Raw genomic sequence first — 21,516 nt, 5'->3', positions numbered from 1 at the left:
CGCCGCCGTCCCCACCCGCGCCTCCGCGCCGGTCCACCACGCCCCCACCGCCTATCCCACCGCTCATCCCTCACCTCCCACCTCTCATCCCTCACCCCGCACCCCGCACCCCAGCTCCCAGTCCCGTATCCCGGCTCCCGGCTCCCGGCTCCCGCGGGCCGTTTCGGCTCCCTCCGCCCTGAAACCCCTTCGCCGGTCGCCTCCGCCGCCGCCTCGCCCCGATCCCCCATCGGCACCGCGTTCCCTCGCTGAGCTGCGGTTTCCCCGGCCGGGCGGCTACCGCGGGAGGCGTTGTCAGTGGGCTCCCCTACAGTCGCCATCACTTGATCACTGCGGTGCGGGGAGGCACGCATGGGGTGGGTGACGGCCGGGGACTACGAGGTGGCCCTGGACGACGGGAAGGTGGTCTGCCGCAACGCGGCCGGCCGACGGCTGAAGTCCGTGCCCGCGAAGTTGGCGGACGATCCCGCGGTCCTGGGGCTGCGGCAGCTCACCGAGTGGCTGGAGCGGCACGAACGGCAGTGCCTGGCCGATGTGGAGCGGTGGATGACCCGGTCCCTTCCGGTGCCGCTCGCCGTGCTGACCCGGGTCTGGCCGGATCCCGCCTGGCAGGCGGCGCTGCGCGACCTGGTGGTCACCGGCGCCGACGGCGAGGTCGCCGGGTTCCTGCGGGACGCCGACACCGGGCGCGGGCTCGGCCTGGTCGACCTCGACGGCGACACCGTGCGCATCGCCCCCGAACTGGTCCGGCTGCCGCACCCGGTGCTCCTCGAAGACCTTGAGGAGCTGCGCGAGTTCGCCGTGGAGCTCGGTGTCGAGCAGAAGGCACAGCAGCTCTTCCGGGAGGTCTGGTACCGCCCGTCCGCGCTGGACGCGGAGGCCACCCAGATCGAGGAGTACGCGGGCGGGGTCTTCAAGGAGCTGCGGTTCCTGCACGGCAGGGCCACGCAGCTGGGGTACCGCGTGCGCGGCGGATACGCGGTGTGCTCGGTGCTGGAGGAGGGCCGCGGGGTCGAGGCCCGGGTCTGGATCGGCGACTACGACAGCTACTTCGAGACCGAGACCGGCCCGCTGGCGTGGACCGATCCGGCGGGCCGGACGCTGCGGCTGGGTGCGGTCGGCCCGGTCGCCTGGTCGGAGGGGATGCGGATGGCGGCGGCGCTGTACGCGGGACGGGACATCGAGGACGAGGAGCGGGCGGCATGACCACGTACGACGACACCACGGCCGCGCTGCTCGACGCCGGCGCGATCCTGCCCTCGGGCACGACCGCGCGGGAGGACGCCGACGTCCTGACCGCACGCACGTACACGCACGCCGCCCTGGACGGGCGGACGGTGGTCCGCCTGGTGCCGGGCACCCTCGGCGAGGCCGAGGACCTGGCTCTCGAGTTCCTGGGGCTGGCCCGGGAACCGGAGGCGCCCGAGGTCGGTCAGGTGCGCCGGGAGACCCTGGGCTTCCCGGCCTGGGCGCTGGTGCACGACCCGGCCAACGGCCATCACGCCCTCGCCCTGGTCAAGGACGTCGAGCGGCTGGCCCGGCAGGCCAAGTCCAAGCCGGGCAACGCGAAGGAGGGCTTCGAGGCGCTCGGCGAGCGGCTCGGCCGCGCGGTCCCGCACTTCCTGCCGACCTTCTACGAGCAGGCCGCGCGGGTCTTCCTCCAGCACGAGAACACGACCTACGCGGGCGCCTTCTTCGGCAAGGCCCGCGAGGCCGAGCGGGTGCACGCGCTGGCCGTCGACGAGGAGCGGCAGCGGGCGGTGTTCCTGGAGTTCGCCTTCGCCGGGGCGCTCACCGTCAAGGCGCTGAAGGAGTACGTGAAGGATCTCGCGCGGCGGCTCGAACCGGTCACCGCCTGGGCGCAGTTCCGGCAGCTGACGGTGGAGCGCTGCGCGGCCGGCATGCCGCCGTACGCCTCGCTGCCGCAGGACGCGCGCGGGCTGATCAGGGCGGCGGGGCTCGACCGGGTCACCGAGGAGTGCGCCCTGGTCGCCGACCTGCTCGCGTCCCCGGCCGCGGTTCGGGCACCCGCCTCCTTCTGGAACGCCTACCGGAGCCTGCTGCCGGTCCTCGCCGAGCGGCGGCCACAGACCCGGGCACGGCTGCTGGAGATCATGCCGGCGGGCCTGGGCCGCGAGGTGGCGGACGACGAGTTCTGGCTGGCGCTGCTGGCCGAATGCGGGTCGGACCTGCTGCTCACCGAGGACGGCGGGGAGGCCGACGCGGCGGACTGGCTCGGCCGTTGGGCCCAGCACCGCAAGCACGGGGCGGCGTACTCGCGCCGCTCCCCCGCGACGCTGGCGCTGGCCGAGCGGATGGCGCCCCGGCTGCGTGCGGCCGGGCGGCCCGTCGATCTCTTCACGGGGCGCTGGCAACCGGGGGCTGACCTCGATCTGCTGGACCTGTGCGTGGCGGAGGGCATCGCGCTGGCCGTCCCCGACGCGGACACGCAGGTGCACCTGCCGCTCGCCGTCTGGCTGCGCGACGAGCAGCCCGGGGAGCGGGACCTGAAGGCGCTCGCCGCCGAACCCCGTTACCGGGCGCTGCTGTCCGAGGCCGTCGAGGGGCTCGGGCGGGGACAGGGACCGGCGGAGCTGCCCAAGGTGGCCGCGCATCCGGTGCTCGGGGACGTCCTGCGCGAGTGGCTTCAGGAGGCGACCGCCGAGTTCGCCGCCTGCGCCGGGCTGCCCGGTGTCGACACGAAGCTGGAACGGCTGCGCCCCTTCCGCGCGGTGGTCCAGGAGAGCCCGCAGGCCGTCCGCGGGCTCACGGAGTACGACATCGTGCCGGTCCTCGGCCGTACGCTGCGCGCCGGGATCCTGGACGAACTGGGCTGGTCCGCGCTGGAGGAGGCGCTGGCGCTGCTGGACGGCGAGGTGCGCAAGGACCGGGACAACTCGCTGTCGGTGACCGAGGCCTGGCCCGCGCTGGTGCTGGCACGGGGTCACAAGGCTGTCGTCGTGGGCCCCGAGGGGATCCTGCTCAGCCACGACCTGCGGCTGCCCACGGACCTGGACCGCTGGCAGCGCCCCCGGTTCCGGTACGTGGACGGCGAGTTGCTGGTGACGTGGCGGGACGGCTCGAAGCAGCACGGTTACTGGTCGAACCGCCCGTCCGAGGTGGTGACGCTCGGCGGTGAGCAGTTCCCCGGCTGGTGGTCCGGTATGGACGCGGCGAACGCGTCGATCCCGCTGCCCGGCGGCGGCCGGGCCACGGGTGGCCGCACCCTGCACGCCGGGGACACGGTGCTGCCGCCGAGCCGCCCGGTGATCGGCGACGGCACCACGTACTGGCGGCAGGGCAGGCAGGGACGGCAGTCGCTGTGGCTGGAGTACGACCCGGCGACCGGCGAGCACGGGCGTGCCTCGCTGCCCGCGCTGCTGGCGTCGGCCGTCCGCGAGGACGCCTCGCTGCTGCACGGTTCCTGCGAGGTGCTGCCGCTGCAACCCGGGCTTGAGCACAGCCCGTTCGGCACCGACGGCACGGTTCTCGGGCGGTGGGTGCGCACGGAGGGCCAGGGCGCGGAGGCACGGACCACCGCCGGTACCCCCGACGGGCGGACGGCGACCCTGCGGGCGGCCCCGGGCGGCCGGGTGCCGGGGGTGCCGCTGGGCGCCCTGCGGCTGCCGGGCGGGGCCGCGCCGATCGCCGCGCAGACGTACCAGAGCGTCGCCCTGCACGCGGACGACGGCACCGAGCTCGGGCGGGTGTCCTTCGGCGAGTCGGGCGGGGCGTACGCGGCCGGGACCCGGCTGGTGCCGCCGGTCGCGTTCTGGCACGCGCTGCGCCCCCGCGACGAGCGCGGGTCGGCCGTGCTGCGCGCCCTGACCGACGCGTCGGCCGGTGAGCTGATGCGGGCGGCGGCGACGGCACTGGGCGAGCGGCAGCAGGCGCTCGCCGAGGCCGGGAAGGACGACAGGGCCAGGGCCGCGGTGCCGACCGCCGACGCGATCACCGTGACGGCGGTGGCGCGGGCGCTGCCCGATCTGACCGACCGGCGGCTGCTGACCGGTGTCGCCGCCCTCGTCCGTGCGGCGCTGCGGTTCGCCGAGGTGGCCGCGACCCTGGCCAGGCCCGTGCAGGAGCGGCCGCGGCCCCGGCAGCGGACCGAGGGGATGTTCGCCGACTACTCCCCGCTCCACGGCGGGGACCGGACGCTGGACGAGGCCACGAGGGGAGTCGTGACCCTGCAGAACGCGTGGCACGGCGGCTGGGCGGCGCTGCGCCAGATCCGCGCGGTGAACCACGTGCTGTCGGGCCGGCCCGCCGACGGCAAGCCGCTGCCGGAGCGCGAGGGGCTCGCCGTCGGCGACGGCTGGCTGAGCGAGGAGCACACCGTCCCCGGCATCGGCGCGGAATGGACGCCCGTCCTGGGCGCCCTGCGGCCGCTCGCCTACCGCGCCGCCTCGCCGGCCCTCACCGAGGTGCAGCGCGAGCCGCTGCTCCTGCTGTTCGAGGCGCTCACCGAGGGGCCGCTCCTCGGGCTCGGGGGGACGCTGCGCACGGTCGTGCTGAGCGAGCCGCACGACAAGCAGCAGCGGGTGGGGCAGGTGCTGCGCCGGGACGGCCGTACGGTGGTGGTGCTCGGCTGCCAGAGCGTCGACGCCCGACGGGACTCGGTCGAGTGGCTGGCGCTGGACCACGACCCGACCGGCGCGTTCGGTGCCGTCGGGCACTTCACGCTGGTCAGGGAGACCCGGTACACCGCCGGGATCCCGGCGGACCGGCTGGCCGGACTGACCCGGCTGATCCGGGAGAAGGGCGCCGCGCCCTGGCGACCCGAGGCCCCGGCGACCCTGGCGGCCGCGACGAACGGCGCGCTCGGCCCCCTCCAGGCCACGGTGCTGCTGGCCGGCCACCCGCACTCCCCGACCGCCGAGGGGCTCGCCGTCGTCGGTCTCAAGCCCCGTCAGCGGACCTTCGGCGCGCAGTTGTTGGACGCGCTGGGCCGGGACGAGCAGCGGGTGCTCCTCGGCGCACTGCTGCCCGACGACCCCGCCGAGCTGTGGACGACCGGCCCCGACACGGCGGCCGCGGGCCGGCTGTGGGCCGAGCGCCTCGGCAGCCTGGTGCGTCTGCCGGAGGAGCTCAGCACGGATCTCGCGGGCATGGGCGTCGGGCACGCCGAGGCCGTGCTCAACCCCGCGCGGACACCCTGGCTCGCCCGCACCACGGCGTTCCGGCCCGACAAGGACGGCGACTTCGCACCCGTCGACCCGTCGGCGGTGCCCAGTTCGTACACGCTGTCCGGGGCCGTGGGCAGCCTGGCCGCGCTGGCGTACGTGCTGCCGTACGGGCATCCGCTGCGGGCCGGCCTGGCGGACGGGCTCGGCGCACTGCGCCGCCGGCTGGCCGACCCCGAGCTGCTGCTCGACCTCAACCTGGACTGGACCGAGAAGAACGACCCGACCTGTGTGCGGCTGCGCAAGGTCTTCGGCCTGCCCGAGACCGGCGGTGCCGACGCGCACGGGCTGACCCGGGCCGGTGACGCGCTGGTGCTGCGCCCCTGGTACGCGGACATGGAGCATGTGCTGCTCCGGCCGGGAGCGCTGAGCGGAGCCGACGATCCCGTCTTCGGGTTGCTGGAGGGTCTGGTCGGCGAGGGGCGTGCGCGCTGGTTGCGTGACGTGCGGGCGCTGTTCGGCGACGACCTCGCCCGTGCGCTCGCGGCCGAGGGTCCGGCAGGGTACGCCCAGGACCCCGCGGTCAGCGTGCCCGCGCTGGTCGCGGAGGTCGCCGAGGCGCACGGTCTCGGCCAGGACGCGGCGGCGCTCTACCTCCAGCTGCTGGCGCTGCCCGACCCGACCGACCGCAACTGCGCGCGCTGGACCGGCTGGAAGCCCGCCCGGACGAAGAAGGCGCGTGCCGAACTGGCGGCGACCGCTCTGGTCGTCGAGGCGAAGCGGCCGCGCGCCGGCCGCACCCTCTTCCTGCCCGGCGGCTGGCGCGACTTCAGGGCTCCGGCCCTGCCGCTGGAGACCTGGAAGGAAGCCCTCTACCCGGTCTCCGACGGCAACCGGACCCTCCCGCTGGTCCCGGTGCCGGAGCTGTTCGCCCGCGCCTGGGAGCGGGTACGCGCCGGTGACGCTCCCGCGTACGAGCAGCTGACCACGCGGGCGACCCGCGGCGGCCGCCGTCGATGACCACGATCCGTACCGCGACCGCCACCGCCACCGCGACTCGCACCGCCGCCCGTACCGCCGTTAAGGACGACCACCGATGACCGCCAGCACCGCGCCCCTCCGTCAGATCGTCCCGCCCGAGGACCGGTTCGCCACCGAGCTGGCCTTCCTCGCCGCGTACGACACCGGTCCGCGCCCGCCCGCCTGGCGGCTCACGCCCCGGGCCGTCGTCACCTTCGTCATGGGCAGCGGCGGCCAGGCGCTGCGGCTGCCCGACGACGCCGAGGCGCCCCAGGGGGTGCCCCGCCGGCTCCTCGTGGAAGACAAGTTCGTCGGCGACCGGGCCCTCGTCGAGCGGTGTGTGGTGACCCTCGCCGGTGAGCGGGGGCTGCTGCTGGTCGGCGAGCCCGGCACCGCCAAGTCGATGCTGTCCGAGCTGCTGTCGGCCGCGGTGTGCGGCACCAGCGGCCTGGTCGTGCAGGGCACCGCGGGCACCACCGAGGACCAGCTCAAGTACGGCTGGAACTACGCCCTGTTGCTCGCCCAGGGCCCGAGCCGCCAGGCGCTGGTGCCCTCCCCGGTCCTGACCGCGATGTCCCGGGGTGCCGTCGCCCGCGTGGAGGAGGTCACCCGCTGTCTGCCCGAGGTACAGGACTCCCTGGTCTCGCTGCTGTCCGAGCGTCGCATCGCGGTACCCGAACTGGCGGGCACCGACGACGCGTTGGCGCACGCGGCACCCGGCTTCACCCTCATCGCCACGGCCAACCTGCGGGACAAGGGCGTCTCGGAGATGTCCGCCGCGCTCAAGCGGCGTTTCAACTTCGAGACCGTGGGCCCGATTCCGGACCTCGACGCCGAGACAGCGCTGGTACGCGGCCAGGCGCGGGCGTCGGTGGAGCGGGCCGGGGCGCCCTTCCAGGTCGACGACGCGGTCCTGGAAGCCCTGGTCACCGCGTTCCGTGACCTGCGCGAGGGGCGGTCGGCGGAGGGCTGGGAGGTGGAGCGCCCGTCCACGGTGATGAGCACGGCGGAGGCGGTGGCGGTGGCGGGCGCGCTGGCCCTGGCCGCGGCCTACTTCCCCGGGGACCGCGATGTCCTCGGCCTGCTCCCGGGCCACCTGCTCGGCGTCGTACGCAAGGACGATCCCGCCGACTCGGCCCGGCTGCGCGGCTACTGGGACGGCCCGGTACGGCGGCGCGCGGAGCAGGGCTCGGCGACCTGGCGCACGCTGTGGGACCTGCGCACGGTCCTGGAGGCGTGACCGGTGTCCGACTCCCCCGAGGCGGCCCTCGCCACCCTCACCGACCCGGCGGGGCCGTACCTGATCGGCGTACGGCACCACGCGCCCTCCCTGGCCGCCGCCGTACCCGCGCTGCTGGACGCGGCCGGGCCGGACGTGCTGCTCGTCGAACTCCCCGCGGAGTTGCAGGAGTGGCTGCCCTGGCTCGCCCACGAGGAGACCCGGGCTCCGGTGGCCCTCGCGGCGGCACCGGCCGACGGCGGCGGCCCGGCGTTCTATCCGTTCGCCGACTTCTCCCCGGAACTGGCGGCGGTGCGGTGGGCCGCGCGGCGCGGGGTACCGGTCGTGGCCTGCGATCTGCCGCTGGCGGATCGGGGCCGGCGGGAAGAGGAGCGTGCTGCGCAGGGGCCCGGTCGGCTGTCGGGCGCCCTGCGTGCCCGGCTCACCGGGCGGCCGGGCGACGACCTCTGGGACCGGCTGGTCGAGGCCGCCGCGCCCGGCTCGACACCCGAGGCGCTGCGGCGGGCCGCGCTGCTGACGGGGTGGGCGCTGCGGGAGGAGTCGGCCGTGCCGGAGGTGGATCTGCGCCGGGAGGAGTGGATGCGGTCCCGGCTGGCCGAGGCCACGAAGAACGGTGAGCGAGCAGCCGCAGTCGTCGGCGCCTTCCACACTCCGGCACTGGTGCGCCCCTTCGGGAGCGCGGGGAACTGCGCGCCGAGCCCCCACTCACTCGCACCCGAGTGGACGACCTCCCTCGTCCCCTACACCTACGCCCTCCTGGACGAGCGCTCCGGCTACCCGGCCGGCATCCGCGACCCCGAGTGGCAGCACATGGTCCTGAACGCGGCGGGAGATCCCGTTGCTCTGGAACAGGCGTTGACCAGCGCGGCTGTCCGCATCTGCGCCGAACTCCGCGGTCTCGGCCATCCATCGGGCCCCGCCGACGCCCGCGAGATCACCCGCCTCGCCGGAGACCTCGCCCGCCTTCGCGGCCTCCCCGCCGCAGGCCGCGGCGAGCTGGTCGAGGCGACGCAGACCGTGCTGGCCCAGGGCGAGCCCTACGGCCGGGGGCGGGCGGTGGCGCGGGCGATGGAGAACGTCCTGGTCGGCACCCGCGTCGGCCGTCCCGCTCCGACGGCGCCCCGCAGCGGCCTCGCCCCCGCCGTGGAGGCCGAGCTCACCGGACTCGGCCTGCCCGGCCCCGCGGACAGCGGCCCCGGCGCCGCCCGGGACCTGCGGCTCGACCCCCTCCGCTCGGATCTCGACCGGCGCCGCGAACTGCTGTTGCGCCGCCTGACGCTGTGCTCCGTGCCGTACGCCGAGTCCAGGTCGGTGACCGGCACGGGCGGTGCGGACGCTCTCACCTCGCGCTGGGAGGTGCGCTGGACCCCGGCGACCGCCGCGATGCTGACGGCGGCCGGGGTCCGTGGGGTCACCCTCGCCCAGGCGGCCGAGGGCCTGCTGCGCGAGCGGGGCCGCACGGAGCGGGACGCCGGTGGCCCGACGGCGGCGCAGGTGCTCGTCGGCCTGGAGCAGGCGGCGCACTGCGGTCTGCCCGGCCTCGTGGCGGAGCGGCTGGACGACACCTCCAAGGTGCTCCCGGACGCCGGCACGCTTCCCGAACTCCTCACCGGGCTGGCCCTGCTGGACCGGCTGCGCACCGGACACATCGCCGGTCTCGACGTGACCGAGGACCTTACGGCCAGAGCCGTCGCGGTGGCCGAGCTGCTGACCGCGGCCGCGGTGCGGCAGGTGGACGGCCTGACCGGTTCGCAGGACCCGGCCGACGCCCGCGCCCTGCTCGAACTCGCGCACCGCGCCGACCTGTCGGGCGGTATCCGGCTCACCGACGCGCTGGCCCGGCTGGCCGCCGACGGCTCCCCGTTGATGCGGGGCGCCGCCGGAGCCGTTCGGGTGCTGCTCGGCCAGGAGGAACCGGAGGCGTTCGGCGGCCGGGTCGCCTCCTGGGTGGACGGGGCGGTCGACGCCGCGTCTCGGTCCGCGCTCACCGCCCGGCTGACGGGACTGCTGACCGCCGCGGGACGGCTGCTGGAGGCGGCCGCACCGGCGTTGGAGCCGCTGGCCGAGCGGGTGTCGGGGCTGTCCGACCGGGACTTCCTCGACCGGCTGCCGGCCCTGCGCGGCGGTTTCGACACGCTGAGCCCGGCCGACCGCGAGCGGCTGCTGACCGGGGTCGAGGAGCGGCTCGGCGTCGACCGGGTGGCCGACACCGGCCCGATCGACCCGGCCGCGCTGGCCGCCTGGACCCGCGCGGACCTCACCGCGCGCGAAACCCTGCGCACGCTCGGCCTGTTGCCCCCGCCACGTCCGCGCGTGGCGCCCGAGCCGGCCGGCGCCGCGGTGGCCGTGGCGGACCACCGGCTGGCCCCCGCCGACCGCTGGCGTCTGCTGCTCGGCCGCCGCGCCGAGCAACTCCCCAAGTCGGCGGGCGCCTTGGCCACCGCGCTGGACGAGCTGTACGGCCGCGGCCGCGGCGAGGGCAGCCGGGGCGACCTCGGCGGCGGGGGCGGCGGGCGTGAGGCGTCGTATCCCGGGGTGCGGGAGTGGTCGCAGGAGCTGGCGGCGCTGTTCGGGCCGGGCATCCGGGAGGAGGTGCTGGCGGCGGCCGCCGCGACGGGTCGGCCGGACGTGCTGGCCGAGCTGGATCCGGACAGCGTGCGGCCCTCCGTGGACCTGCTGCGGTCGGTGCTGCGGCACGCGGGCGGGCTGCCCGAGGCCCGGCTGGCCGCGCTGCGCCCGCTGGTACGGCGGCTGGTGGACGCGCTGACCCGGGAGCTGGCGACCCGGCTGCGCCCCGCCCTGCACGGCACCGCCCTGCCACGGCCCAGTCGACGGCCGGGCGGCGGTCTGGACCTGCCGCGCACGCTGCGGGCCAACCTGGCCACCGCGCGCAGGGCGGCCGACGGCACGGTCCAGGTGATCCCGGAGCGTCCGGTCTTCCGGACCCGGGCCCGGCGCGCCGCCGACTGGCGGCTGATCCTGGTCACGGACGTGTCCGGGTCCATGGAGGCGTCGACGGTCTGGGCGGCGCTCACCGCCTCGGTGCTGGCCGGGGTGCCGACCCTGTCGACGCACTTCCTGGCGTTCTCCACCGAGGTCATCGACCTCACCGGGCACGTCGACGACCCGTTGTCGCTGCTGCTGGAGGTGAGCGTCGGCGGCGGCACCCATATCGCGGCCGGGCTGCGGCATGCCCGCGAACTGGTGACCGTGCCGTCCCGCACGCTCGTGGTCGTGGTCAGCGACTTCGAGGAGGGCTATCCGGTCGGCGGACTCCTCGCCGAGGTCAGGGCGCTGGTCGGGGCGGGCTGTCAGGTCCTGGGCTGCGCGAGTCTCGACGACTCGGGGCGGCCGCGCTACTCCACCGGAATCGCGGGACAGCTGGTCGCCGCCGGGATGCCGGTCGCCGCCCTGAGTCCGCTCGAACTCGCCCGCTGGGTAGGGGAGAAGATCGCATGAGCGCGGAACGGGACCTGCCCGCCGTCGCCCCGGCCGTGACCGCCGAGCTGGTCGCGGCCCTCTCGCCCCGGTTGCGCAAACGGCTCGACGCGGGCATCGCCAAGCTGGCGGACCGGCCGGTGGTCCGGGACGGCGACACCGTGCGCATCACCGTCGACGACGAGGGCTCCACGCTCGAACTGGACGCTCCCGGAGGTGTCGTGGCCGACGCAGCGGCCATCCGGTGCGGCTGTCTGCTCGCCCCGGACTGCCTGCACCGCGCGGCGGCCGCTTCGGCGGCACCGGTGGCCGACATGACGGCGCCCGCCGAGAGCACGGGAGGCGCGGGGACCGAGGAGGACGCCGGGGCTGGGGAGGGCGCGGAGGGCGGAGCAGCCGCCGTCGAAGAGTCCGCGTCCCCCTCGCAACTCGATGCCACGCACGCCGTCTTCGGCGCCGTGGCCGCCGTGCTCGACGCCGGTACGGACGGTTCCGGTGCCGTGCTCCAGGCGGAACTGCTGCGGGCCGCGCACGCCGCGCGCCTCGCCGGTCTGCCCCGGGCGGCCGCGGCGGCGGTCTCCGTGGTCACCGCGCTGCGCGCGGCCCGTGCGGCGGACCCGGCGTTCCGGCTCACCGCGCTTGTCACCGCCGTGTCGGAGACCCTGTTCGTGGCTCACCGCGTTCCCTTCGCCACGGGTGCCGAACTGGCCGAACTGCGCGGCACGCTGCGGCAGCCGTACACCCCGGACGGTTCGCTGCGGCTGTACGGCCTGTTCTCGGAGCCGGTGCTCACCGCGAGCGGCTATGCGGGGGCGGTCACGTGGACCGCCGACGCCGAGGGCCGCCTGTACACGGTCTCGGACGTGGCGCCGGGCGGCGCGGGCCGGGCGGTGGGCGCCGCCGACCGTGCCGTACGCGTCGGGGACACGGCGCTGACGCACCGGGAGTTGGCGCGGGCGGGTCTCGCGGTGTCCGGGGCGACGGTGTCGCCGACCGGCCGGCTGGGTGCGGGCGCGGGGGTGCGGGCGGTGCGCGCGTCCGGTGCGGACTGGCGGGCCGAGCCGCTGGACCGGCTGTGGGCGGTGCCCGTGGCCGAGCAGGTCGGACGGGCCCTGGGCGGCGGCCGCGATCTGCTGTTCCTGGAGGTGACGCCGGTCGGCGCGGTGCGCGAGGCGGCGGGTGACTGTCTGCTGGCCGACTGCGGCGGTGTGCCGTTGCGGCTGACGGCGGCGCACGACCATCCGGCGCTCCCGCACCGCGACAACCTGCGGCTGCTGGCCCGCGCCCGGGGCGGCCGACTGCGCGTGATCGCGCGCCTCGCCGTGGCCCCGCACGCCCGCGCCCAGCTCCTCGCGACCGAGCATCCCAGCGGCGTCGGGACCCGTGTCGACCTGGGGCTGGACCGGCTCCAGCACGCGGACCTGCCGGCTCCGGCGCCCGCGTCGGCCGCCGCGCCCGCGGCTGCCTGTGATGCCGGGCCCGAGGCGCCCCTGCACCTGCTGCGCCGCCGGGTCGAGCAGGCGGCTTCGGGCGGACGGCGGGTGCTCGCCTTCCCCGGTGACTCCGCGGCCGACGCGCACCGTCTGCACCGGCACGGTCTGGGCACGGCCGGCGATATCCTCGACGAGTTGCTCGCCGCGGCGGCGGAACGTTCGCGGGACGCCTTCGGCCGGCTCCTTCCGGCGGACACCCGCCGCTTCGCGCGGGCCTGGCTGGCCGCGGCACGCTACACGGACGAGGTCGACCGGGTGCTGTGCGCCGCCGCCTGGGGTGGCTGACCTGGCACCGCAACCGGATGCGGGCCGCCGCTCCCCCGTGCCGGCGGCCCGCGTGACCGGAGTCGTCCCGTCCGGTGTCGGTGCCAGGTTGAAGCATGCGACACCGGGCCGTCGCATGGGTATGCGTACAACTGCGTAGCTGCACGAGCGGAGAGGAAGACGTGTCGCAGGGGCTGGACAGGGCCTACGAACGCCTCACCGCACTGGCCGTGGCCGTGCTCAACGAGCGCGAGCCCGAACGGCTCTGGCCGCTGCTCGCGGACGCCGTGACCGGCCTGTGCGGCGGGGAGACGCTGATCTACAAGCTGGACGACTGGAGCGAGGACAAGGGCACGCTCGGCCTGTCGCCCGCCGCCGCCACCGCGCTGGGCCGGCTCGACGACGAGGCGCTGGGAGTGCTGCGCTCGGGCTACCCGTTCGCCCACCACTACGCGAGGGGACCGGGCCGCGCCCCTGTCACGGCCCGTCGGCTCGCGGGCCGCGCCTGGCCGGTGAGCGCGACCGCGCGGGTGCTCGGCGGCACCCTTGACCTGAACCACGTGCTGGCGCTTCCGCTGCCCGGTACCGTCGCGCCGATCACGGGCTGTCTGGTCTACCGCTCCGGCACGGACTTCACCGACGACCAGGTACGGATCGCCGAGCGCGCGCAACCGCTGCTGGCCGCCGTCGAGCAACAGCGCCAACTCCTCCGGCAGTGGCGCCGGTCGGCCGGGGAGCCGGAGGAGCGAGCGGCGGACAGCGCGCTGACGCCCCGGGAACTCACCGTCCTCCTGCTGCTCACCGACGCCCTGACCGCCGACGCGATCGGCCGCCGGCTGGGCATCTCGGCGCGTACGGTGCACAAGCACGTCGAGAACATCTACCGCAAGCTCGGCACCCGCGACCGCCTCGGCACGGTGCTGCACGCCCAGCGGCTCGGGCTGGTTCCGTCGCCCGGCCAGGCCCGGCACGGCCGTGGGCCGGCGGCCGGGAAATCCCGTGGACAGCGCCTTCGCCCGCACGGCACAGTGACCGATCGTGACGACCAGTGAACTGTGGAGCCAGGCCGAGGCGGAGCGCTACGACGGCGAGGAGAACGAGATGTCCTCGGCCGCCGTGCTCGGTCCGACCGTCGATTTCCTCGCCGAACTCGCCGGAGACGGCCGGGCGTTGGAGTTCGCCGTCGGCACGGGACGGGTCGGTGTCCCGCTCCGGGGGCGCGGGGTGCCGGTGGCGGGCATCGAGTTCTCCGAGCACATGGTGGCGGTGCTGCGCCGCAAGACCGACGAGGAGACCCTGCCGGTCGTGATCGGGGACATGGCGACGGCCGCCGTGCCCGGTGAGTTCGCGCTGGTCTATCTCGTCTACAACACGATCTCGAACCTGCTCACCCAGGACGAGCAGGTCGAGTGCTTCCGCAACGCGGCCCGGCATCTGCGGCCCGGCGGCCGGTTCGTGATCGAGCTGGGGGTGCCGCCGCTGCGGCTGCTGCCGCCCGGTCAGGTCGCGGTGCCGTTCGACGTCTCCGCGGGGCACCTCGGCTTCGACACCTTCGACCTGGCCGAGCAGATGCTCGTCTCGCACCACCTCACCCGGGACGGCGCGGACGGCCGCTACCGCCGGGGCGCCTCCCGGCACCGGTACGCATGGCCCGCGGAGCTGGACCTGATGGCCAGGATCGCGGGCCTCACGCTGGAGCGCCGGGTGGCCGACTGGGACGGCTCCCCGTTCACCCAGGAGTCCACCAAGCACATCTCGGTGTGGCGCAGACCGGTGTGACCGCCCGGAAGCCGTGACCGGCGGGGACAGCGGTCGGCGGTCAGCCGCTCGCCGGTGTCCACTGGATCCGCGTACTGCACAGGGAGACCACGACGGCCGCCGCCGCGACGAGTGCGAGGCCCCACACCAGGCTGCTCGAACTCGCCACGAAGCCGATGACCGGCGGCCCGGCGAGCAGGCCCGTCGTGCCCATGGCCGCGACCAGTGCCAGGGCCTCCGAACCCTGTTTCGCCGCGGCGACATAGACGCACGGGGTCACCGCCGCACAGCCCAGTCCGACACAGGCGAACCCGGCCAGCGCCGCCACCACTCCCCCGCTCAGCAGGGCGAAGGCCAGCCCGGCGGCGGCCAGGGCGCTGCCGAGCAGCACGACGCGCCCGTCGCCCCAGCGGCTGCGCCAGCCGTCGGCGAAGAGGCGGGCCAGCACCATCATCCCGGAGAACACGGCGATGCCCATCGGCGCCAACTCCGCCGTCGACCTGGCGACTTCCCTCAGGTAGAGGGCGGACCAGTCGTTCATGGCGCCCTCGGTCACGGTGCCGAACGCCATGGCGCCGCACATCCAGAGCGTCACACGGGTCGGCAGGCTCCATCCGGAGCGGCTCCTGCTCGGCTTCTCCGGCGCGGGAGCCTCGTCCTGGAGCAGACCGGGGCGCGCCACCGCCGCCAGCAGGACCAGGACGACGGCGGCCACGCCGAAGTGCGCCGTGACGGAGGAGGTGGCCGCGTTCATGCCGGAGGCGAGCAGGGCGGCGAGCAGGGAGCCGGCGCTGAACGTCGCGTGCAGTCTGGCCATGGTGTTGCGCGCGTACCGGGTCTCCAGGGCCGTTCCCTGTGCGTTCATGGCCACGTTCAGGCACCCCACGAACACGCCGTCGGCCACCATGACCAGCAGCGCGACCGGATAGTCCGGGGCGAGGGCGAGGGCCGGCAGCAGCACGGTCAGGCAGAGGGCCGACAGCAGCGACAGCCGTGCGGAGCCCAGCCGTCTCATGAGCGCCGGCACCAGGGGGAACGAGGCCACGGCGCCGATGCCGGCCGCCATCAGCAGGACCCCGACCTCCGCCGCGGTCAGCCCGAGGTCCGCCTTGATGGCGGGGATCCGGGCGGCCCAGGTGGCGTACTGGAAACCGAGGGTGCAGAACAGCGCGGCGATGGCCAGCCGACTGCGCCGGAAGGGATCACGGACAGGGAACACGCACATCAACTCGCTTCGTGGACTCGGCCGTCGTACGGGACATGTAGACGGCGTTCGCGCCGTATCCGGCCGGGGAGATCCCGGGGTGTGCGGTGAACCCGCGTGCCGACCAGAACGGTTCGCTGCGGCCGACGGCGATCAGCGAGATCCGCTCGAATCCGCGTGCGGCGGCGGCCAGGGTGAGGTGGTTCAGGAGACGCTCCCCCAGTCCCCTGCCACGCAGCTGCTCCGCGACGACGATGTCGTGCAGATGCAGGTGGCGTGGCGGGTGCGAGGGGACCACGGGCTCCTCCGCCCGTGCCAGGTCCGGGTATCCGAAGGGCGGATAGGGCAGTGCCAGCAGGTACCCGGCCGGCCGTGCGCCGATGTCCAGGACGAAGCAGGTCTGCGGCGAGGCGTCCGCCCTGGACCGCAGGGCCGCGCGGCCCTCCGAGAGGCCGAGTCCGGCATAGGCGCGGGACTCCAGCGCGACGATGGCGTCCCAGTCGGCGTCGGTGATGTGGCGTACGCGTACGCCGTCGCCGCTCATGGCCGGCCTCCGCCGACGCAGGTGTACGGGAGCGGGGCGAAGCCGTTGAAACCCTGGGTGGTGTAGCTGAGCGCGTAGGCGCCGCTGGCGAGCACCCAGACGGGATCGCCGGACGCCAGCTCCCGCGGCACGTGGACGAGGGCGTGTCCCTGCGGGTAGGCGTCGTCGCTGTCGCAGGTGGGACCCGCCACGACGGCGGGGAGGTGCTCGTCATCGGGGTGGGTGGGGAAGACCAGCGGGTACTGCAGCGCGTCCATCTCGTAGAGGCCGTTGAACTTGCCGCAGCTCAGGTAGAGCCAGTGCCGCGGCTCGCCGTCCGGTCGGCGGCGCTCGGCCAGCCGGGCCACGTGGGCGCGGATGGCTCCGTGGTCGGCGACGAGGTGGCGCCCCGGCTCCATCACGAAGGCGAGGTGCTCGCCGTGGACCTCCCTGAGGTGCCGCATGCCCTCGCGGACGACGGCGAAGATCTTGTCCAGCGGGGGTTCCAGGGGCCGGCCGTGCCGGTCGAGGTATCCCAGGGCCGGCAGACCGCCGCCGAGGTTGACATGGTCGAGGACGATCCCGCGCCGGCCGAGGACGGCCAGGACGTCCGCCAGACACTCGACGGCGCTGTGCCAGGCGTCCGCGGTCATCTGCTGGGAGCCGACGTGCACGGACAGGCCGGAGGGTGTCAGGCCCGACTCCCGGGCCGTCTCCAGGATCCGTACCGCGTCCGCGGGCGAGCAGCCGAACTTGTTGCTCAGTCCCCACAGCGCCCCGTCACCGCTCGCCGCCAGCCGGCAGAACACGCGGGCCCCCGGGGCCTGGGCCGCGACCGCCGCCAGGTCCTCGACGCTGTCGGTCGCGAAGTCCCGTACGCCGAGGCGGTGGGCGTCGGCGATGTCCCGGTCGGACTTGACGGTGTTGCCGTAGTGCATCCGGTCGACCGGCACTCCGGCGCGCAGCGCCTGTTCCAGTTCGCGGGGGCTCGCGCCGTCGACCCCCGCTCCCGCGCTCGCGAGACAGGCGAGCACCTCGTCCACCGGGCAGGACTTCATGGCGAACCGGATGTCCACGCCGGGCAGTTCGCGCCGGAGGGTGTCGTAGCCGCGCCGGATCCCGGCCAGGTCGAAGAAGATCCCGTCCTCGGTGGCGTCCGCCAGTGCGGCGAGCAGGGGTGCGGAGGGGTGGGCCATGGCCGCCGTCACCGCTGCTGCCCGGGTGTCCGGGGCACGTAGGTGCGGCGGGCCGCGCCGACCAGCTGCTCCCAGGTCTCGGTCAGCAGGGCGAAGTCCTCGATGTCGCCCCGTGCCTCGTCGAGCAGGCGTTCGCGGCGCCGGCCCAGCAGGTCGGCGAACTCGGCGTACCGGCCGCCGAGTTCGCGGTACGCGGTGTCGAGGACGTCCAGCCGGTGGATGTTCTCGCTGCGGTCGAGCCCCGCGCTCTCCCTCGCCAGCCGGGCCACGGCGGGCGCGCTCACCTGTCCCCGCCCGTCGAGCAGCGACCCGCCCGCGCGGGCCATACGGTCGTAGACGAAGTTGAAGTAGAGCATCGACAGCAGGAACTTGACGAAGCGCAGCTGGTACGCCGTGAACCCGGCGTCGGTCCGGCGATCGCCGGTGTAGAAGTTGACGATGTTCCGGTTGTGCAGGACGCCCGGCAGCGCGGCGTCGTGGACCAGGTGGATCAGGAAGTAGTCGCTGCCGATGGTGTCGGTCGCTGGTGGCAGGGGCACGTGTTCGTGCACGCCGTGGAAGGCGATGTTGCACATGTCCACGCGCATGGGATCGACCACGGTCAGTGTGGAGTGGTCCGCGGTGAAGGGGTCCGTGCCCGCGCCCCGGAAGGACTCGTCGACGAGTTGCCGCTTCTGCTCGGGCGACCAGTGCGCGGGTGCCCACAGGCCGACCATGTCGTGGTACACGCGGGGGTCGAGCGAGAGTATCTCGCCGATGTCCACGGACAGTTCGCCGACGAAGGAGCTGCCGACCATCGCCACCCGGCGATCCATGCGGTCGGCGGCGAGTGCGGTCTCGGTGACGTGGCGGGCGGCGTCGGCCGCGCGGCTGCCGAGTGACGTCAGTTCGTGGTGGACGGGGAAGGCGGGCTCGCCGTCGACTGCCTGGTACCGGCTGTCGGAGTCCCTGCGGTGCACGGACTCGCAGCCGAGCGCGGCGGCGAGCAGGAAGGCGCGGTTGGTGCAGGCGCCGTAGGAGAGGCGGGCCGGGAGCATCAGGTCCAGCAGGAGGTCGGGCTTCATGGCCGCGGACCGGTCGATCGTGCGCCGCAGGAAGTCGCGCTGTCGCACCTCGTCGAGATGGTGTACGACGATCCGTGGGTCGGCGGGTATCCGGCGCACCGCCTCGGCGTGTTCGGCGTGGGCCGGTGCGGCGCAGGAGTCCAGGATCAGGAGGTGCACCTCGACGTCGAAGTGCCGGACGGCGTAGGCCGCTTCCTCGGCCACGGCCGTGATCGTCGCCGTGCAGGGCCGGTTGGTCGGCAGGGTCAGGCAGATTCGGCGCATGTCTCTTCTCCGGCCGGCAGCTCCGTGCCGTCGAGGTCCGCACCGCTCCAGGACGTGCGGCCCAGCAGTCTGGCGCCGAGTTCGTCGAGGGTGGCCCTTCCGTACCGCAGGGACTCGTGCCGTTTGGCGTCGCCCAGCAGGGTCGCGTTCCAGTCGGGCGTGGCGAGGGTGCGCCACGACTCGACCCGGGAACGCCTGAGCGCGTCGTGGGACTCCAGCGCCGGCATCATCGAGAGGTACTGGACCGCGCGCACGGTCTGCTCGGAGGTGTTCGGCGCCACGCCGTGTGCCAGCAGGCCGTTGAAGATCAGCAGGTCGCCGGCTTCGAGCTCCGGCCGCACCACGGGGAACTCGGTGCGGTCGATCCTCGGGCGGATCGGGTCGCGGTCCTCCGGCTGGAACGCCTTCCACTGGTCGAACCGCTTGAACAGCTCGGGGCAGCACTGGAAGCCGCCGAGTTCGGGCCGGGTGTCGGTCAGCGCGATGATCCCCTGGACGCGCTGCGGCAGGACGCCGAGCGTGGTGTCGACGTCCCAGTGCAGCTCGATGTCGAAGCCCTCCCGCGTGCCCGGGATCAGGGCCCGGTCACGGTTCCTGATGTTGGGCGGGTTGAGGTTGAGCCGGTCGAGCGTCACCCAGAGCTCTTCGCAGTCCCAGACGTCGACGAACGCGTCGTAGACCCGGCGGGCCTGGCGGCTGTTCCAGAGGAGCTGGTGGTGGTAGGCCTCGACGAAGCCGTAGACGTGCAGGTCCCGGTCGAGGTCGGAGCGGTACTCGCGCTCCTCGTACCAGGTCTCCGGGCGTTCGGGGTCCAGCCCCTCGAACTCCCAGGCGAAGTCGAGCAGTTCACGGGCCGAGGCGGCGGGGATGGCCTGCTTGACCACCACATAGCCGTACGTCTGCCAGTGGGCGAGGTCCTCTTCGGAGAGGACTCGCAGCGGGCGGGTCTTGGTCAGGTCCCGCAGGGGTGTCTGGGCGAGGTAGGTCTCGCCGTCCGAGCTGAAGTAGGGGATGCCCGAGGGGGCTCGATGGAGATAACGGTCAGTCGTGGACATACGGTGCTCCACACCTCGATCTCGGGTACGGCGGCCCGACCGGGTCGCCAACTGCGCGGAGTGAGGGGCGGGGACCGTTTCGGCAGGGTCACTGCACCACGGGCCGCACCAGCCCCTCTTCGAACTCGCGTATCTCCAACTTGGACTAGACCAACTCATCCTGTCAAACACCACAGTTGAGGGCGCGTTTCGCCAACAGGGCACGACCTAGGCCCACTTGACACGTGCGGCTAGCCTGACGGTGACGCATTGGTCTGTACCAACAGGAGGGCGCACGCTATGGTCTCCCACAAGCACGGCGAGGAGTTGCGACGACTGGCGCGCTCCGTCCTGCAACCGGGGTTCGTGGGCACCACGGCCCCCGACTGGGTGCTGCGCGAGATCGGGGACGGACTGGCCTCGGTCGTACTCTTCTCCCGCAACATCGCCACGCCCGAACAGGTCTCCCGCCTGACCGGGCGACTACGCGCGGAGAACCCCGAGCTGATCATCGCGATCGACGAGGAGGCCGGCGACGTCACCCGGATCGAGTCGGCCACCGGCTCGACCAGGCCTGGGAACTTCGCGCTCGGAACCGTCGACGACACCGAGCTCACCGAGGCCGTCGCCGCCGACCTGGGCCGTCAGCTGCGCACGGCCGGCGTGAGCCTCGACTACGCGCCGAGCGCGGACGTGAACTCCAACCCCGACAACCCGATCATCGGGGTCAGGTCCTTCGGGGTCGACGCCAAGGTGGTGGCACGGCACACCGGCGCCTGGATCCGGGGGCTCCAGTCGGCCGGTGTCGCCGCCTGCGCCAAGCACTTCCCCGGCCACGGCGACGTGGCCGTCGACTCCCACCACGGGCTGCCGGTCTACGACGCCGACCGCGACCGGATCGCCGAGCAGGCCCTGCCACCGTTCCGTGCCGCCCTGGACGCGGGCGTCCGTGCGGTGATGAGCGGCCACCTGCTCGTCCCCGCCTACGACCCCGACCTGCCGGCCACGCTGAGCCGCCGCATCCTGGACGAACTGCTGCGCCAGGAGCTGGGGTTCGACGGTGTCATCGTGACCGACGCGATCGAGATGGGCGCCGTGACCGGCCGCTACGGGATCGGCGGGGCCACGGTCAGGGCCGTCGCCGCCGGTGCCGACGCCGTCTGTGTCGGCGGCGAGAACGCCGATGAGGCCACCGTCGGCCTGCTCGTCAACGCCCTCACCGAGGCCGTCCTGGCGGGCGGTCTGCCGGAGGAGCGGCTCGCCGAAGCGAGCCTGCGTGTCCGGGAGTTCGCGGTCTGGTCGGCGGGGCTCAGCCCGGCCGGCAGCGCCGTCTGGGACGCCGACGGCATCGGGTTCGCGGCGGCCCGCCGCGCCATCCGGCTGACCGGAGCGGTACGGCACGTCCTGCCGCTGGTCAACGCACCGCACGTGGTGGAACTTGCGCCCACCACCAATCTGGCCATCGGGAAGGAGACCCCGTGGGGCGTGGCGGCCCCGCTGGGCGAGCGGCTGCCCGGGACCACCTCCGTCCGGGTGGGCCGCGAGGAACTGCTGTCACGGGCCGGAACCCTGGAGGCGCAGGCCCTCGCGCCCGCCTCGGGACGGCCCCTGGTCGTGGTGGTGCGCGACGCGGCCCGGCACGCGTGGATGGCCCGGGCCCTCGCGGAGCTCGTCGCCGCCCGCCCCGACGCGATCGTCGTGGAGATGGGCCTGCCGGGGACCGTCGTGCCCTCGGCCGCCCAGATCTTCACGCACGGTGCCACGGCCGCCTCCGGGGTGGCCGCCGCAGAGGTGCTGGCGGGTGCCCTCTAGGGCAGGCCGGAGGGCAACGTCCGTACCCGCGCGCGACGTTGACGCCCGGTCTCCCTCTTCCCTACGTTCCGAGAGCGCTCTCA

The 21,516-nt window shown here is 74.5% G+C and carries 13 protein-coding genes; 8 read left to right on the top strand and 5 right to left on the bottom strand.

Annotated features, from left to right (window positions below; translation table 11 throughout):
* Positions 1-351 precede the first annotated feature (351 nt).
* From IEZ11_RS24075 to IEZ11_RS24045, 7 genes are all read left to right on the top strand, one after another.
* The gene (locus IEZ11_RS24075; protein ID WP_189264941.1) at positions 352-1,206 is read left to right on the top strand and encodes a DUF4132 domain-containing protein; all 855 of its coding nucleotides are present in this window, start codon (positions 352-354) and stop codon (positions 1,204-1,206) included.
* A complete protein-coding gene (locus IEZ11_RS24070) occupies positions 1,203-6,143 on the top strand; it encodes a hypothetical protein (RefSeq protein WP_189264940.1) in 4,941 nt (1,646 codons plus the stop codon). Before IEZ11_RS24075 ends, IEZ11_RS24070 begins: the two co-directional genes overlap by 4 nt.
* Positions 6,144-6,219: 76 nt before the next feature.
* Positions 6,220-7,383, top strand: a complete 1,164-nt coding sequence (locus tag IEZ11_RS24065) for an ATP-binding protein (protein WP_189264939.1) — start codon at positions 6,220-6,222, stop codon at positions 7,381-7,383.
* A 3-nt stretch (positions 7,384-7,386) separates the two neighbouring features.
* Positions 7,387-10,842 (top strand): vWA domain-containing protein, encoded by a 3,456-nt coding sequence (locus IEZ11_RS24060; RefSeq protein WP_189264938.1) that lies wholly within the window; start codon positions 7,387-7,389, stop codon positions 10,840-10,842.
* On the top strand, positions 10,839-12,599 hold the full coding sequence (locus IEZ11_RS24055) for a hypothetical protein (protein WP_189264937.1): 1,761 nt from the start codon (positions 10,839-10,841) through the stop codon (positions 12,597-12,599). Before IEZ11_RS24060 ends, IEZ11_RS24055 begins: the two co-directional genes overlap by 4 nt.
* A gap of 161 nt (positions 12,600-12,760) precedes the next feature.
* A complete protein-coding gene (locus IEZ11_RS24050) occupies positions 12,761-13,630 on the top strand; it encodes a helix-turn-helix transcriptional regulator (protein ID WP_229713312.1) in 870 nt (289 codons plus the stop codon).
* The gene (locus tag IEZ11_RS24045; RefSeq protein WP_189264935.1) at positions 13,617-14,357 is read left to right on the top strand and encodes a class I SAM-dependent DNA methyltransferase; all 741 of its coding nucleotides are present in this window, start codon (positions 13,617-13,619) and stop codon (positions 14,355-14,357) included. The genes IEZ11_RS24050 and IEZ11_RS24045 overlap by 14 nt, the downstream gene beginning before the upstream one ends.
* A 40-nt stretch (positions 14,358-14,397) precedes the next feature.
* Here the strand turns inward: IEZ11_RS24045 and IEZ11_RS24040 are convergent, their stop codons facing one another.
* From IEZ11_RS24040 to IEZ11_RS24020, 5 genes are read right to left on the bottom strand one after another with little or no spacing between them, the layout of a single operon-like run.
* Positions 14,398-15,561 carry an MFS transporter gene (locus tag IEZ11_RS24040; protein WP_189264934.1) on the bottom strand — a complete coding sequence of 388 codons (1,164 nt, stop codon included), beginning with the start codon at positions 15,559-15,561 and terminating at the stop codon, positions 14,398-14,400.
* The gene (locus IEZ11_RS24035; RefSeq protein WP_189264933.1) at positions 15,539-16,084 is read right to left on the bottom strand and encodes a GNAT family N-acetyltransferase; all 546 of its coding nucleotides are present in this window, start codon (positions 16,082-16,084) and stop codon (positions 15,539-15,541) included. The genes IEZ11_RS24040 and IEZ11_RS24035 overlap by 23 nt, the downstream gene beginning before the upstream one ends.
* Positions 16,081-17,259, bottom strand: a complete 1,179-nt coding sequence (locus tag IEZ11_RS24030; protein WP_189264932.1) for a type III PLP-dependent enzyme — start codon at positions 17,257-17,259, stop codon at positions 16,081-16,083. Before IEZ11_RS24030 ends, IEZ11_RS24035 begins: the two co-directional genes overlap by 4 nt.
* Positions 17,260-17,267: 8 nt before the next feature.
* Entirely contained in the window at positions 17,268-18,587 is a 1,320-nt protein-coding gene (locus tag IEZ11_RS24025) for a DUF6271 family protein (RefSeq protein ID WP_189264931.1), read from the bottom strand.
* Positions 18,569-19,642 carry a phytanoyl-CoA dioxygenase family protein gene (locus IEZ11_RS24020; protein WP_189264930.1) on the bottom strand — a complete coding sequence of 358 codons (1,074 nt, stop codon included), beginning with the start codon at positions 19,640-19,642 and terminating at the stop codon, positions 18,569-18,571. The genes IEZ11_RS24025 and IEZ11_RS24020 overlap by 19 nt, the downstream gene beginning before the upstream one ends.
* A gap of 279 nt (positions 19,643-19,921) precedes the next feature.
* Between IEZ11_RS24020 and IEZ11_RS24015 the strand changes: the two genes are divergently transcribed.
* A complete protein-coding gene (locus IEZ11_RS24015) occupies positions 19,922-21,433 on the top strand; it encodes a glycoside hydrolase family 3 protein (protein WP_189264929.1) in 1,512 nt (503 codons plus the stop codon).
* Positions 21,434-21,516 lie beyond the last annotated feature (83 nt).

The sequence above is a fragment of the Streptomyces fuscichromogenes genome (assembly GCF_014645815.1).
GTDB lineage: Bacteria > Actinomycetota > Actinomycetes > Streptomycetales > Streptomycetaceae > Streptomyces > Streptomyces fuscichromogenes.
Note: the sequence above shows the minus strand (reverse complement) of the source record. Positions and strands in the feature narration are given on the sequence as shown.